Consider the following 14408-nt stretch of genomic DNA (forward strand, 5'->3'; position numbering starts at 1 on the left):
CTATCTCCCCTGATCCTGGGTAGTGGTAGCCAATCGGAATCTCACCCACTGGCCCGGCGCGAATCCGGCGAGGAAGCCGGATTGGTCTGCGCGGTAGACCACGAGTGCTCCTTCCATGATCTCGATGGCGGTGGAGGGGAATCGGTAGATGGTTAGTGATTCGTGTTCATCAGTAGCGAGGACTTCGAGCATGGTTATCCTTCCGTCTTGGTGCAGGTGATGGTAACGAGGCCGGGTTGCCACCAGGGGCCGTTATCGAAGCGTTGGGGGTGGCCTTGGACTTCCCAGGTGGTGTTATCGGGCAGGCGGATGAGGTCGGCTGGTTGGGCGGGGTGGTTGGCGTCCATGTAAACCAGGAGGCGCTCGGTGGTACGAAGCGCTGAGTCGCCGGTTTCCTCTTGGGTTGAGTTGATTGCCCAGCCTGCTACCGCGTGGGTTTCCCAGTGGCCGGGGCCTGCTATTTGGTCGCCGAAGCGGTTGGTGGTGACCGTGGGGGTGTAGACCTCTACGGTTTGGCGCAGGGGGACGAAAGGGCTCATGGGTAGTGGCCTTTCGGCGTGAGGTGGTCTGGGCCGTTGACCCAGGCAGATTCTAGGGGGTGGCGCGGCGGTGATGCCGGGGTCATGTCAAGCCCGGCGTGGCGCTTCGCGCCGCCGGTGAGGATCGCGCGGTGCATCGGGGTGAGATGCAGGCCTGTGCCGATGGTCTCGGTGCCGAAGGTGGTCTGCTCGGTGAACACGCCTGCGGTGTTGGATTTCTGGCGCACCCCGTCGGGGTTTTTGAGCACCTGGGAGACCAGCTGTACCTCCACGAGAGTGACGCGGCGTAGCCACTCCCCTCCGGGGTCATGGGCCATTTTCTCGGCCACGTGCGGGTACTCGGCCAGGATGAGTGTCTCGGCGTCATCGAGCCAGGCCTGGATGAGGGTGTCCGCAGGTAGTGCCTCGGTGGCGACCCAGCGGGCGCGGACATCGGCGGGGGTGGCCCAGGTGTTCGCCATGATGGTCCCTTTTCGCTAGCTGTTGGTCTCGGCGGCGAGCTTGGCCGGGGTGAGCACGCCTGCGGGGTAGATCTTCTTGCTGCGGCCTACCCGGGTGGCGGGGGCGGCTACCTGGTAGCCCAGGCGCATCACCACGCGCAGAGCCTTGGCGTCCTGCTGCATGAGGTTGAAGAGGACCTTGCCGTTCGCGTCGGTGATCACGCCCTCGGAGAAGAGGTCATAGGTGACATCCTGGCGGATACCGACGACGAATCGGGACCAGTCCACGGCGATCAGCTTGGCTTTGGCGGCATCGAAGCCGCCGGTGTAGACCTCATCGAGCGGGCGGCCAAAGAGGGTGTCCGGCTGCCCCTCGGCAATCGAGGGAGCGTAGATCGGTGCTCCCTGGGCGGTGCGCAGGCCGATGAGTTCCCAGTTCAGCCCTGGCTCCGAGAGGAAACCGTTGACCTGGTAGCCCTGCTTGGCAACCTTGCCTGCCAAAGTGGCCACATCCACGCCCAAATCAGCACCGTCTCCTGCAGCCACGGTGTTGCCCGCCTTGATCGCGGCCGGAACTAGACCCTCGGGCCACGAGTCCGGCTTATCCACCCCAAATAGGGCTGCGGCGTCGATCTTCTGCCCGATGGCCTCCACGATCAGCGGCTTGATCTGCTCCCACAGCGGCACCTGGGCATCAGCGACCAGGGCGTCCGGGATGGGCACAATGACAGCCAGCTCCTCAGCAGTCATCGTGAGGTTCTCCCAGCCCGTGGTGGTGGTCTGCTTTAAGCCTGTGTCACCATCGACCCAGAACGCTTCTGGCAGAGTGCTCAAAACCGGCTGCTTGGACTTCGCCGAACTCATCGCCACCCGGCGCGCCCGGGATAGGACGACGGACTGGGCGGGGGCCTCGGCGAAGATTTCGGTGAGGACCTGGTCGGGTAGGTGCGCCTCGGATACGGCGGCGCGACCGACGATGTCATTGTATGCCATGATGTTCTCCTTCGATTGAGGCTTTTAGTGTTGGCTGAGCTTGTTGCGCAGCCAGTCGGTGTGCGGGGTGGAGACCTGGCCACGACCCTCCCCGGGCACGACCGGGGCCGTCGGCGCGGGTGCTGCGGCCTTAATCGCTGCGGCGATCTTTTCTGCGTGTGCGGCCAGCTCCTCTTCGGTGGCCCCGGCAAGCAGGTCGGCGTCGAGGTGATGCTCGGCAGCGATACGAGCCCGCGCACCGGCAAGCCGCTCGGCAGCGAGCTCGGCTTCCAGAGCGGTGATACGCTCGGTGGCCTTCTGCTCTGCGGTCTTCTTGGCCTCCTGGGCCTCGTCGTACTTGGCGGCCTTGGCCTTGTACTCGTCATGGCCCTGGTACTTCGCTCGTTCGCGGGCAATGCGGGCCTCGATGATGCGGTCCAGATCCTCCTGCGTGGCCGGGGGCTGGTAGTCGCTCGTGCTGGCCGGGGCCGGCGCGGGCGCGTCCGGGGCGTCGGTGGTTTCGGTGGTCATGGTCTCCCTTTCTTCTCCCCCGCTACCAAGGGCGGGGTGGTGATGGTGTCCGTCCCTCCCCAAAGGTGGGCAGGGTCGTGGGTTTCCACCCGCGCATGACAAAACCCCGGCCACCATGACGATGATCGGGGTTTAACCTGGGGGTGTGGTTCCTCGCCCGGGAGTCGAACCCGGCGCGCCCACCGTACCAGGGGCGAGGATGTGCTTGGTTATGCGGCCTGTGCCGCCGCCGAGCGCAGTGTGGTGATGCTGGCGACGAGCCCGCAGTAGTCCTTCGTGCGGTTCATCTCATCTTCGACCTCATCGAGCAAGCTGCCGGGGACGGTTAGTCCGTGGTGCGCGGCGTACCACAGCGCGTAATCCATGCCGACCCATGCGTCCCCGTAGTATCCGTCCTCAACAACCTGAGCCTGTACTTCATGCGGCAGGTTGCCCCAGAGCAGCGACACCACGTTGAAAGGAATCGGATCATCTTCGTACTCGTTTTTCATGCCCTCGAAAGTTACTGCGAGCTTCATCGTTTGCTCTCCATTCCTTTCTCATCAAACGGTTCAATCAAGCGAGTTCCGTCTTTCGTATTACGGTACACCGCATCGCCGGATTTGGGATATGCCGTACGGAAAATCGGCGTGCCCGTGGCCTCGTCGGGCACGTAGTACTGTGCCTCGACGATCACCCGGGATCCGTGGCGCTGGACGATGCGTCTGAGCACGCGGCGGTCACCGATGTAGATAGAGCTATGCGGGTCATCGAATGTTTCCTGCACGCTGTCGATAATATCTGCATCCGACCAGCTGGGAGGAAACTCCGTTTTGCGTCGCCTGCTGGTACCTGCTCTATGCCCACCTTGGCGGGGATTATCTGGCTCCCCATCAAGGATGTGTCGGATGGCCTTGTCTGTAAGCGCCGGGCGTGGATCATCTGCTGGAACCTCCATGATAAACCGTGCGCTGCGGCGTGTGGGGCGTGTGCGCTTGATGTGTTCGCGCCACGCGGCCGCTTGGTCGGCTACCGGGCCGCGCCCAGTGTAGGTGGCTTCGTACCACTCTGCCTCCAAGTCCTTGACGATCTGAGGCACATCAGCGTCGCTGAGCACCTCCCTGGCACTGCACGAGCAGTTGTCGTGATACCGCGCGCCTTCCGGGCGCTTCGCTTTCTTTCCTACCGCCAGCACGGTGTCTTTGGCATATACCGCGCCACGGGAGGCCAGCATGAGGCAAAACGCACACGCCCTGGGGCCCGGTACTCGGACATAGCCGGTCCCGGCTACCCTCGTGGACTCCCAGACCGTATCGCGCGCTGCCTGCCGCACCATCCGCCCCACCGGGCCCGCAAGCCTGCGCGCCGCAGTGGGAAAATCACCGTCTGCTTGGTTGATCGCCCAGGACACCGTGGAGCGTGTCTGATCGATGTTCACCGGCTCGGCGGGCACCGGGGCCGGAAGATCCCGTGCACCGGCTTCCAAGCGGCCGGACTCCAACGCAATGAGTGCCGAGGCCACCGCCACCTGCCCGTACTGCTGCACCAGCAGGGTCACGAGCGCCTCGAACTCTAACTTGCTCATGGAAGGCCGCGCATCGGTGGTCTTTATCAGCGTATCCACCGCACGAATCACCGCCAGGCGCAGGTGCTCATTGTGCTCATCCCACACACCCACCTACCCCACCTCCCTTTCTATGGGGCCATAGTCACCCCGGTGTGCTCCTCGTCGCTGGCAGCGATCAGGGCCTCCGGGGTGGGCTCTTCATCCTCGTTGGCCATGAGGTCGTGGAGCATCTGCTGGCCTTGGTCGCGGAGGGCCTCGGCTTCTAGGCGGCTGATAGTGACAGGGTCGAGGCCCAAGCGTTCCCAGGTGACCCGGGAGCGCGCGGGGTACACCCCGGCCTGCACCAGGGACATCACCGATTGGGCGTCCGCCGCCCGCGTAGGGGTGGCAGGATCGCGCCACTGGGCCTGGAGACCTGCCATGCGCTCATCCGGGATGCCATCGCGGATGTGCTGGGCGATGCGAATGACCTCGACCCACTCGGCGCCGTAGACGGCCTGGGCGCGCTCGGCGATCTTGACCAGCTCGGCTTCTCCGACGCGGATAGCGTCTGCCGAGGAGGGATTGTCATGGATGATGCCGAGTGCTCCAGGTGGGATGCCGGTTTCCCCGGAGACCAGCATGGCAATCGCCTTGAGCTGTTCGATGTGCGGGGCTGGGGAGGCCGCGCCGAAGGTTCCTACTTCAGGCTTCGCGCCGCCGTCCTCGGCGGGGCTGAGCACTAGCAGGCGGTTGAGGTAGGTGGTGAAGGTGTCCTGGTCGAAGTCCTCCGGCTGGGCGTTGAGGATGTAGCGCTGGGGGAAGGAGAAGAACTCCGCGGTTCCCTCCATCCGTAGCAGGGTGCGCGCGGCGGAATCCGTGGCATCCATCAAGGGCCGCGAGATCCGCGACATGCCGTAACGCTTAGTCATACGAGGCCGATACGGCAGCATCACCATCGGCACCCGGCCCAGGCTATGCGGGCGACGGTCGATGGCCACGGCGTTGCCGTCCTGCCAGCAGGTGACCACGCGGTCTTCCATCCACAGGCAGACCTGATCAGGCTCCACTCCGGGGATACCCGGGTTGATGGTCATGCCCGCGACGATGCGGCGAGCACGGTTGGACCACAAGGCCGAAGCCTCGGTCGCGGAGCGCGCGGAGATCACCACGTCCGGCTCACCGGCTAGCGGGTCACCCTGGGTGATCGTCACGAAGGCGACGCCGTGGATCATGGAGTCAATGTGGATCATCGAGGACTCGGTGAGCAGGTGGTTATCGGTGACGATCTCCTGGACACCCTCATCCTGGTCGGCCTCGCCCCGAATCACAAAGCCCTGGAGGTCCAGGCGGTTATCGAGTACCTCGATGGCTTTGGCAGGCCATCCCAGCACCGTGGAGATACGCTCCATGACCGGCGGAATGGCAATCCCCATCCGGCCTGCGGCGCGCAGCGAGTGCTCACCGTCGTAGTACGCGCTGCGCAGCAGGTTCCGGCTGAGGTTGGCTGACCAGGTTGAGGCGAGCTGGCCCAGGAGCCGGGCCTCGACGGCATCCAGGCCCGGCGCGCTGAGGATGCGGTGGATCATGTTTGTGGTGGTCATGAAAGTTTGATCCTCCTTGCTCCGCGCGGGCGGTGAGTGGTGACCTTGGGGTTGCGGAGGGCGATCTGGCGGCCCATGCGCGCGCCGACCATCGTGACGGCGTAGTCCACGCGCTTATCCGATGATCTGTTGATCTTGCCGAGGCCTACGCCCCATTGGTTGGGACGGCGGCGGGCGTTGTGGACGTGGCGGCGCAACATGGGGTCACCGTCGTGGGTGAGGGTGCCCTCGTCGATGTCGGTGACGGTCTGCATCGCGGCATCCGTGAAGGCCCTGTTGCGGGCGACGGATCCTGGCTGGGAGGTACGCATGTCAAATAGGACGCTGTGGCCGCCTGCGCCGGGGGTGGCCCAGACTTTGAGTTTCCGTTGGAAGTCCCGGTGCCAGGCGTCGATGAGTGGCATCCAGTAGAGGTGCTCGGTCTCATCATCGGTCGCTGGTGAGGGATCAACCCCAAACCACGCCACGCGGTAGAAGGCGAAGGCCTCGCGGACCACGGCATCGACGACTTCGCGGGGTGCGAGCCAGTCCTCGCCGCGCGCGCCGTGCGGGCGCTGCCAACCACCAAGGCTGATGACGTGCCCGTCGGAGAGGCGGCACGCCGAAAGTGTGGTCGCGTCGCTGGATTTCGAGCAGTCTAAGAACATCGCTATTGGTTCGCCTTCGTCTACGACGATGTCCCGGCGCGCGCACCCGTCGAATGCTGCAGGGTCTACCCAGGCGTCCTCGGCGGTGGCTAAGCCGTTGAAGTAGAACCGGATGGTATCCGCCGCGCTGGTGCGGCTATCTGTAGCCTCCGCTGCGAGTCGATCCAGGTCTGCCCACGGTGCATCCGAGTATGCCTGGACTAGGCCGTTGCGTAGTTGCTCTGGCTTGGTGATGTCGAGACGGGGGTCTGCCTCCACGGAGTCGTAGAGGATGTCTGTACGCTCCGCGCCGTGTTCGGCGACCTGTTCCTGCCAGGCTTCAAAGGATTTCTCGGCAACGGAATCTTGCCCCACCTGGTGGGCATTGGTCAGCTCCAGCAGGCGGGCTTGGATGGATGCGGGGGATTTGCCGACGTTGCGGCGTGCCACCTTCGCCAGACGTCCCCCGCCAGATGAGGCAGTCATGTGGTGGGTCTCGTTGAGCAGTACGGCAGTCGCCGGTGTGCCCTCTGTGGAGCGCTCCGAGGCGGTCAGCAGCTCGATGCGCGAGCCGGAGGGCAGCATGGTGCGTGTCTGGCCGATTTCTAGGCCGAGCGTGGCCCGCAGCCTGGGGCTGATCATCTGGTTGACCACTTGCAACACCTCCTTGGCCTGGTCTTGGGAGTTCGCTCCGATCTGGACTTTCGCCGCCCGGCGCGGGCGGCCTACCGGGTGGCCGTTGCTGATCTTCCCGGTGTACTCGACCGGGCCACATAGCTCGGCGAGAGCGATGACCGCGGCGACGGGGTCTTTGCCCACGCCCTTGGCACCGCGCTTGATCCCGGAGCGGTAGCGCAGGCGGCCGGTGGCTGGGTCAAGTGCCCACCACATGTGGATGAAGCGGCGTTGCCCGGGGGTGAGCACGATAGGGTCGCCGGTCTGATGGTGGACGAGCCAGTGCTGGGCCCACAAGATGATCTGTGGGCCCAGGGAAGGCGGAAGGAGCGCAAGGCGCTCCGGTGCGGCCATCGGTAGCCCAGGGTCACCCGGCCACGGCAGCGTGGTCCATGCCCCTGTCTCGGCGTCGATCTGGTAGCCCGGCAGCAGTAGCTCAGGTCTACCCATAGATCGCCTCCGGGGCGATCGTCACGACCTCCGCGCCATCGTCGTGCTGCCCGGCGCGCTCCAGCTCAACGCGGACGCGGCGCCGCGCACCCTCCGTGGTCAGCAGGTCAGTCATCATCGAGAGGATCTGGGAGATCATCCCGGCGCGGGGTTTCTCGCGCCGCATCTCGTCGCTGAGGAGTGTGGCGCACAGCTGGGCGTGCGCCCAGTCCGATGGCTCGTAGAAAATCGCTTGGCCGGAGTGCCGTAGGCTGCGGTACCAGCGCTTTGCGGCGATGTGCCACGAGCGATCCTCCGCTGGTGGTCTAACCTGCGCCGCCCCGGCGATACGGGTGACCTCAGGGGTGACGTTACGTCTGACACGCTGGTCAGAGCGTTTCGGAACAGGGCCACGCATAGGATCACCTCCTTCAGAGCAACCCCGCTAGCGCGGGGAAAATCGCGATCCTGCCGTAGTGCGGCGGAGCGTCCGGGGCTCACCCCCGCTAGCGCGGGAAAATACTTATCTACCAGCAAAAACGCTGAAACCCGTACACAGTTTTAGGCCCTATGCCCTCCGGTAAGTCGGATCAAGGGGAGGGGGTATCCCCCACCCCCTCCTGGCGGCGTTCCCACTCGGGGTAGTTGTAGTAGATCGATCCATCGTCCCGGTAAAGGTAGCCAGGAGGCAGCTTGCCAGGCGTTGGATCAGACCCAGGCCGAGGAGCCGGTGGCCGTTTACGGGAGAACTTCGCGCGAGCGCGTTGCGCTTCCTCCTGTGTCTTGATCTTGTGGCACGATTCGCACACGGATTGGAGGTTGTGCACCTTGTCCGTGCCTCCCTCGGCCACAGGAATGATGTGATCCACCATCGTCGCAGTGACTGAGCAATATGGGCCCTGGATTTGGCACACCTTGCGATCCCTAGCAAGGATTCGTCGGCGTAGCTTCGTGGGCACACCACGAGAGCGAGGGCCAAGCGAGTTCGACGTGAATCCAGACATCCGATTCACCTCCTTACACCAGGTGGTTGATGCAGGTGACCTAGTCACACGCACATCATGCGAACAGCATAGCATTAGTGCTGTTTCACTTGGCACACTTTGCACCTTGACCAGCAAAAACGCGCTTCTGTCGCAGCAATGAACGCACCTCATCAACCCACACATGGATCACACCATGATGAACCTCAGACGTCACGATCTCATCGCGCGCCCAACGCCACAGCGTCGCACGCGAACACGCAAAGCCTTGACGTGAAAGCAGCTGAGCTGCTGCTGCACAAGGCATCGACACCGAAGCCCGCGCTACCAGCACCTGCGGAGACTCACCCTCACGGCGCACCAGTGGTGCAGGATCCACCAGCCGCCGCAGCGCGGCCACAGGAGGCACGATCTCCCCCAGAGCATCCGGTGCCCATGAGGCGGTGGCCATCTGCCCCAGGTGGATACGCATCCACCTAGCCCGAGGTACAAGACCCCGCACCCCAGGTGGAGATACCCCCCGGTCATCCGCCAACACCGCAGACCAACCAAACACCGGGGGCTCTAAACCACGCTTGACCTCTAGGACATCGGCCACCAAGGGCACGCGAGAACCAGGGGATGTACGACCACCTACCCGATCACCAGCAGCGCGCGGTGTCGGCAGCAACATCCCATCGAGAAACGGCACCAGCCGCTCTATATCCACCAGAGCAGATTCAAGAACATAGCGATCAGCATCATCGATCATTCTGCTTACCCTCCCCGGTTCTTGCCCAGAACCTCCAAGATTTTAAAGACCCTCCCTTATTGATCCTGCGATCCTTCCTACGTTCCAGGGGTAGAGGTATGTAACCTTCCCGTCCCGTCCCGGCGAATCCCGACCCGTCACCCTTCGGAGTTGAATCCCGGCTCAATTCCGGCTCAATTTTCTCACCCAGTGAGATAGCAGCGTTATCGCAGGTGGAGGCGTCATTTTCGTCCGTATGCTCCTCCGAAGTGGGCAGATTAGTGGGATCGTGGTCGGTCGAGATGGCAGTGGCAGTCGGCTCAGTCGAGGCAGGAACATCTGGTGCGGCGGCACGTGGGGTAGCGATCGGGCCGGTGACCCAATCCGGGGCATCATCGAGGGGATCATCAAACCCAGCAGCAGGCGCAGCAGAGGCACCAGCCGCACGCTTGATCACCCCGGGTATCGGTAGGCGCGTCTGGCTCGCCGCGATACGCACGCCGTTGTCCCTCGCCCACGAGGAGGCGTTGATGAACTCTGCGGTCTTTTCGGTGTACCACGGTGTCTCCGGGGCAGGACGCAACGTGAGCTCTTCTCCTCGACCGCGCTTGGAATTGCACGTGCGGCAGGACACCACGAGGGTATCCACGGTGGAGTCCACATGACCGTTGAGGCTGTCGATGGTCGCACCCCTCCCGGATTTCTGATCGCCCCACTTAACTGATTTGCCACACCAACGGCACTGATCCCCGTCCCTGATCTTGACTGGGATCATCAGATCCGGGCGGCGGCCATCGTTCTTCCGGCGGCGGTCAATATCCACCTCCGCCTTAAGCCGCATGTGGAGAAGCTCATCGATGTCGGTGATCTTCCACATCTCGTAGCCGTCCTCGTCTGTGATCTTGCTGACGAGTCCCGCGGTCTCGAGGACGTCCATAATCTCCGGGAAGCGACCTGGGGCGATCATGGCCACCAGTCCCGGATCAACGACGTAGTCCGTGCATTGCTGGGCAGACACCGAGGCCATGAGCACGAGCGCGCCGTAGGCCTCGTTGCGCAGCGCGATGTTGCCGCCACAGGCACGCAGCAACTTAAACATCATGGGGTGGGTTAGGGTCTCATCGCCGATACGGAGCCAGGGCATGGGGGGTTCCTTTCGTTTAGGGGTGAGTAAAACCAGCAAGCAACGGCGCTTGCTGGCAAGGTGCTTTATGCAGCGGATCACCGAAGCTCTGCTGCGGTGTCAGGGGTATGGGCAGCGCGGTAGCAGCTGCGGCATAGGTTGTCTCTGAAAAGCCGGATTCGGTATTTACTAGGAGGCTGGTCTTTCCGTCTGGTCATACGTCCGCATCCGCGGCAGTGGCTGGTGCGGTCTGCTGGGGTGAGTGCGGCGACAACCCCGTCGATCTCTATACCTAGAGCGCTATACCGCTTGGTGCGCTTTAGGCAAGCATCGAGTGCGGGGCACTGCTGGCACAATGCGGTGGCCCGAGCGAAGCGGCGATCACGATCTGCCGGGCGCTCATTATGCTGCGATTCCCATAAAGAGGGTTCCCCTGCGCGTGGAGCGTAGTCCTCCAAGCAACAAATCGCCTGGTCGAAGCGGCCCATAAAATCGGATTCGATGCGATGCTGGGAGTCCATTTCATACCGCCCTCAGCGGGGAGACAGTCACCCGCGCGACATCCGGGGTGTGGTGGGGCGATGGGGTCTCCCCCGACTGCTCAGCACCCTCATCATCAAAGGAGCACTCCACGCCACCTAGCAGGGCATCCTCGGAGTCCGGGGTGCCCTCAGCTATCTGGGCTCGGGCGCAGATCACGCTCATCCGGGCACAGCCAGAGAGCATCAGTACTCGGGTTCTGCGCTCGGGAGTCGGCGGGAGCGCCATCATCACCATCGGCTCATCAAGTGCCATAGCGACCTTTCCTATCAGCGACCACTGCTGCGGGGTCAGCTCCGGGACGATCTCGCTGCTTTCCGGTGGGGCCTCGTCCAATTCTGCTGCGAGCCCCTCTAGCGAGACGGGGATGTTTCCCAAGGTCTCCGGGTGAGCGCGGCGTACTCGTACCTGGCGGATACCCAGGCCCAGGCCAGACTCATCGGTACGGCGCACAGAGCGCTCCCCGATGAGCAGCCCCACCCGAGGTTTATCCTCGGGGTCCTCCTTGGCCATCTTCATCGCAGACAGCACACGGGCCTCAGCACGGGTGATCTCCACTGCCTCATCCCGGCCGCTAATGATGTCAGCCATCATCGTAGAGACCACCATCGAGAACACCTGCCCATCACCTGCCGCGCAGACATGCAGCATTCCTTGGTGGGTGCGCAGTTGGATCACGGCGCGGGGGTCATTGGCCTTGGTCGGGGCCACGGCGATAGCGGCGCGCAAGGCCGTGGCAAATTCGCCTGCGTCTACCACGATCTTGGAAATGTCAGTCTCCATGAGATACGTCCTCCTCATCCCAAAAAGGCAACTGCCCAGGGGCCATAGCCTCATAGGTGGGGGTGCTGATCCAGCGGTGAATCTGCTCTTTGCGGGTGGTGGGCAGGCTGGCCCACCAGGTATCCGGATCCATCTCGCTCATGCGCGTAGCTCCTCAACCTGGCCGTCGCCGCCGAGGGCATCCCAAGCGTCCTCATCGTGCAAGACCTCGGGGACACCCTCGACCTGCCAACGGCCCCGGCGCAGTTTCGTGGCCACGATAGGCTGCATGCCGTCATGACCTCGGACCACCGCCTGCGACTCTAGGACAACGAACTCGCTCCACCCGATCGGGGTGGCCTCAGCCAAGACTGGCTTAGCATCATCGACTGCTGCGGGCGTCTCGGTGCCACTGGGGTGTGCCTCCTCCGGATACTCGTCTGCCTCGTCCTCCACCACAGCCTCATCGTCCTCATCTCCCTCGATAGGCAGGAGCTCCTCCCAGTCCGCTGGCGGGACAGGATGCCCCCGGTAATCCCAGGCCCTGGCCTGGGAAAGCACCGTGATCTCGTCGAGATCTACAGTCACCAGGTCTGGGGACGGCGACGTGGAGGAGCACAACATCGCTCGGGCATCGTCGATGACCGCGACAGCCACCCACAAGCCCCTGTGTCCCTCGATAAGGCAGAAAGCTCCTGGTAGGTGAGCGCGTTCAGCGGCAGGCAGGTCAGCGGCGGTCGTGCGCGGGATCATCTCAGCGATGGTCTCCGCCAAGGCCGTGGCCATCTGGCCGGCCTCCGGTAACCCGCCGGTGTGGCATGCGGCAATCAGGACGTTGAGGTCCTGGGCGATCTGGCGCAGGTCAGCCTCGGCCACGGTAGTCGTGCGAGTAGTCGTCATTGCGAGTCTCCTTTGGTGATTCCTAGTGCAGCACGCAGGTGCGGCGGGCAAGGGATGCCTCTACGAGTCGGCAGCCCGGTACAGGCAGTGCGGTGGTGCGCCCACAGGGGTGTGCCCTCAGCGTGGGCGACATCTAGATCCACATCGCTTAAGCGGCGGACCCTCCCCGGGGAGACCTCCTCGTAGACTCCCTGCGGGTCAGGCGAGGGAATCAACGCGATCTTTTTCCCATTGGTGGTGGTAGCCACGCGGATAGGCTGGCTACAGACCTTGCAGTAGCTGGGCATCTAAACCACCCCGAGAGCCCACATCATCGCGTAGGCAATCACGCCGAGGATCACGGCAGTGACCAGGATGGTGGTGAAGGGATCACGGCGCCGGCGCGGTATGCGGTGCCTGGGGTACGCGCGGTGAGTCATCAGGCTGCCTCCCGTTCGTATTCAACTGGGGCCGTGGCGGCCTTCTCTGCGGCGGGATCAGGGATCACCTGGTAGGCCTTGATCTCGGCATCAAGGCGGGTGATGATCGCCTCAGCTTTGGTGAGGTCATCATCCATAGCGTTGTTGGCGGTGATGATCTCGGCGATCTTTTTCTCTTGCCGCCACTGGGTCCAGGCCACCAGAGCGAGGGCTGCCAAGCAGATCAGAACGAGGGTGAAGCTCATGAGGGGTCCTTTCTCGAGGAGGTTGAGGGCGTGTGCCTTCCCCAGCACGCGCCCTATGCGGGGTGGTTAGGCGATTTTGTAGGTGCCTTCTTTAGCCAGGCCGTCGATCTCGTCGCGGATGTAGAGCAGCTTGCGGGGGCTGATCCGTACCCGGGAGATACGGCCCTGGCGGGCATACCGGCGCAAGGTGTCCGGGGAGACATGCAGGTGCTCGCACGCCTGTGCCACGGTCATGTATGCCTGGGTCATCGCTGTTCCTTTCGAGCCGGTGGGATAGTGCGGGTGGCCGCCGCGCGGGCGCGGGCCTGCTGGATCGGGGTGGTCTTAGGCTCCCGGGCGGCACCGCGCATGCGTTGGTGGGCGCCGCCACGGAGACGGCCACGGCGGAGAAAATTCGCCATTTCCCGGATCATTACTGCTTCCTCCCGGTAGAGTCCTGGTCATGGGTTTTCTGCTTCTCGTCTCGTCCCGCCGCCGCGTCGAACTCCCCGATGTGGTTCTGGCTAACGCTTTGGATGCCGTTCAGCTCGCCTTCCTGCGCCGGGGGTTGGTCTCGGTGTGCTTCTGGGAGGGGGACCAGGGCGGCTACGTCCAGGTAGATGCGTCCCGGGCCGTCGATCCCAACGAGAGAATCAGCAACGGCCGTCAGGGGGAGTACGGTCTTGCTGCGACGGCGGTTTATGCCGGAGACTCTGATGAGGCGGAGGCTGCCATCGACGAGATATTCGTCGAGAAGCTCGCGGACCTCATGGAGAAAACGGGAGGCTGTCTTGTTATCTCCCGCGATCAAGAGCTTGTCAGCGACCTTGATACGGCACGGCACATACTCCGTGGGGCCACTCGGATCAGCCGCCCCATCCTTGACCACCCCGGGGTCTAGATCCCCGTGCCAGTCGGCCTCATCTTTGGGTGAGGCCTCGTTGATTTTTTGATTATTGAGCATGGGTTTTCTTCTCCTAGTCCCCCTCTCGCCGGGTAGCGTTACCGCTAGGGCAACCAGCCCTGGGAGGGAGGTGATTATCTATGGCTCCGCAAGAGATTTCGTTTGAAGAGTTCGAAGATTTCTTCGATGGACGTGACGGTGAAGGTGTAGCGACCTTGACTGTCGGTGACTGTGCCCTCAATGGGCATCCGTTGCTCATCGAGTACCTGGCAGCACGAATTGAGCGAATCCTTGAATCGGATCGGGGGTTCGACTGGTTGGAATTCGGCACGGGCAAGCCGGACGCGCCCTACAGGTCGGTCTTGGTCACTAGTTCCACACCGATCACGATTCAATGGCCACCCGGTTTTGAACCGTTCGTTCAGCCGAATGAGCTGGTTGAGAAACTTCAAGGAACAGACACGAAGTAGTCTCACCAACCC

At 63.3% G+C, this 14408-nt stretch carries 21 protein-coding genes; 2 read left to right on the forward strand and 19 right to left on the reverse strand.

What is annotated here, in order from left to right:
- From H7347_RS06855 to H7347_RS06940, 19 genes are all read right to left on the reverse strand, one after another.
- Entirely contained in the window at nt 1-192 is a 192-nt protein-coding gene (locus H7347_RS06855; protein WP_152822654.1) for a hypothetical protein, read from the reverse strand.
- A gap of 2 nt (nt 193-194) precedes the next feature.
- Nucleotides 195-539, reverse strand: coding sequence for a hypothetical protein (locus tag H7347_RS06860; protein WP_152822656.1), 345 nt, complete (start codon nt 537-539; stop codon nt 195-197).
- A complete protein-coding gene (locus H7347_RS06865; RefSeq protein WP_152822658.1) occupies nt 536-1000 on the reverse strand; it encodes a hypothetical protein in 465 nt (154 codons plus the stop codon). The genes H7347_RS06860 and H7347_RS06865 overlap by 4 nt, the downstream gene beginning before the upstream one ends.
- 15 nt (nt 1001-1015) lie before the next feature.
- Entirely contained in the window at nt 1016-1972 is a 957-nt protein-coding gene (locus H7347_RS06870; protein WP_152822660.1) for a phage major capsid protein, read from the reverse strand.
- Nucleotides 1973-1996: 24 nt separating this feature from the next.
- A complete protein-coding gene (locus H7347_RS06875) occupies nt 1997-2482 on the reverse strand; it encodes a DUF4355 domain-containing protein (RefSeq protein WP_186337342.1) in 486 nt (161 codons plus the stop codon).
- A gap of 209 nt (nt 2483-2691) precedes the next feature.
- The gene (locus tag H7347_RS06880; RefSeq protein ID WP_152822663.1) at nt 2692-3000 is read right to left on the reverse strand and encodes a hypothetical protein; all 309 of its coding nucleotides are present in this window, start codon (nt 2998-3000) and stop codon (nt 2692-2694) included.
- A complete protein-coding gene (locus H7347_RS10980) occupies nt 2997-4139 on the reverse strand; it encodes an EndoU domain-containing protein (protein ID WP_152822667.1) in 1143 nt (380 codons plus the stop codon). The genes H7347_RS06880 and H7347_RS10980 overlap by 4 nt, the downstream gene beginning before the upstream one ends.
- Before the next feature lie 17 nt (nt 4140-4156).
- Nucleotides 4157-5611: a phage portal protein gene (locus H7347_RS06890; protein WP_152822670.1), complete on the reverse strand. Its 1455-nt coding sequence runs from the start codon at nt 5609-5611 to the stop codon at nt 4157-4159.
- Complete coding sequence (locus H7347_RS06895; protein WP_227659058.1) at nt 5608-7362, reverse strand: terminase; 1755 nt, start codon at nt 7360-7362, stop codon at nt 5608-5610. The genes H7347_RS06890 and H7347_RS06895 overlap by 4 nt, the downstream gene beginning before the upstream one ends.
- The gene (locus tag H7347_RS06900; RefSeq protein WP_152822672.1) at nt 7355-7759 is read right to left on the reverse strand and encodes a hypothetical protein; all 405 of its coding nucleotides are present in this window, start codon (nt 7757-7759) and stop codon (nt 7355-7357) included. The genes H7347_RS06895 and H7347_RS06900 overlap by 8 nt, the downstream gene beginning before the upstream one ends.
- A 172-nt stretch (nt 7760-7931) precedes the next feature.
- Nucleotides 7932-8510: an HNH endonuclease gene (locus H7347_RS10985; protein WP_152822674.1), complete on the reverse strand. Its 579-nt coding sequence runs from the start codon at nt 8508-8510 to the stop codon at nt 7932-7934.
- Nucleotides 8431-9075, reverse strand: a complete 645-nt coding sequence (locus H7347_RS06910) for a hypothetical protein (RefSeq protein WP_152822676.1) — start codon at nt 9073-9075, stop codon at nt 8431-8433. The genes H7347_RS10985 and H7347_RS06910 overlap by 80 nt, the downstream gene beginning before the upstream one ends.
- Complete coding sequence (locus H7347_RS06915) at nt 9065-10198, reverse strand: HNH endonuclease (RefSeq protein ID WP_152822678.1); 1134 nt, start codon at nt 10196-10198, stop codon at nt 9065-9067. Before H7347_RS06915 ends, H7347_RS06910 begins: the two co-directional genes overlap by 11 nt.
- Before the next feature lie 501 nt (nt 10199-10699).
- Nucleotides 10700-11500, reverse strand: coding sequence for a hypothetical protein (locus H7347_RS06920; RefSeq protein WP_152822680.1), 801 nt, complete (start codon nt 11498-11500; stop codon nt 10700-10702).
- The gene (locus H7347_RS06925; protein WP_186337344.1) at nt 11490-11642 is read right to left on the reverse strand and encodes a hypothetical protein; all 153 of its coding nucleotides are present in this window, start codon (nt 11640-11642) and stop codon (nt 11490-11492) included. The genes H7347_RS06920 and H7347_RS06925 overlap by 11 nt, the downstream gene beginning before the upstream one ends.
- A complete protein-coding gene (locus H7347_RS06930; protein ID WP_152822682.1) occupies nt 11639-12379 on the reverse strand; it encodes a hypothetical protein in 741 nt (246 codons plus the stop codon). Before H7347_RS06930 ends, H7347_RS06925 begins: the two co-directional genes overlap by 4 nt.
- A gap of 287 nt (nt 12380-12666) precedes the next feature.
- The gene (locus H7347_RS10765; RefSeq protein WP_255476849.1) at nt 12667-12798 is read right to left on the reverse strand and encodes a hypothetical protein; all 132 of its coding nucleotides are present in this window, start codon (nt 12796-12798) and stop codon (nt 12667-12669) included.
- Complete coding sequence (locus tag H7347_RS06935; protein ID WP_152822684.1) at nt 12798-13043, reverse strand: hypothetical protein; 246 nt, start codon at nt 13041-13043, stop codon at nt 12798-12800. The genes H7347_RS10765 and H7347_RS06935 overlap by 1 nt, the downstream gene beginning before the upstream one ends.
- A 66-nt stretch (nt 13044-13109) precedes the next feature.
- Entirely contained in the window at nt 13110-13292 is a 183-nt protein-coding gene (locus tag H7347_RS06940) for a helix-turn-helix domain-containing protein (RefSeq protein ID WP_152822686.1), read from the reverse strand.
- Between the two features lie 193 nt (nt 13293-13485).
- Here H7347_RS06940 and H7347_RS06945 point away from each other — a divergent pair, with 193 nt between their 5' ends.
- Together H7347_RS06945 and H7347_RS06950 are read left to right on the forward strand one after the other, a co-directional pair.
- Nucleotides 13486-13923 carry a hypothetical protein gene (locus tag H7347_RS06945; protein WP_152822688.1) on the forward strand — a complete coding sequence of 146 codons (438 nt, stop codon included), beginning with the start codon at nt 13486-13488 and terminating at the stop codon, nt 13921-13923.
- A 143-nt stretch (nt 13924-14066) separates the two neighbouring features.
- Complete coding sequence (locus H7347_RS06950; protein WP_152822691.1) at nt 14067-14396, forward strand: hypothetical protein; 330 nt, start codon at nt 14067-14069, stop codon at nt 14394-14396.
- The last annotated feature ends 12 nt before the right edge of the window (nt 14397-14408 follow it).

Origin of the sequence: Corynebacterium sp. zg-331 (assembly GCF_014267345.1) — a bacterium.
Taxonomy (GTDB): Bacteria; Actinomycetota; Actinomycetes; order Mycobacteriales; family Mycobacteriaceae; genus Corynebacterium.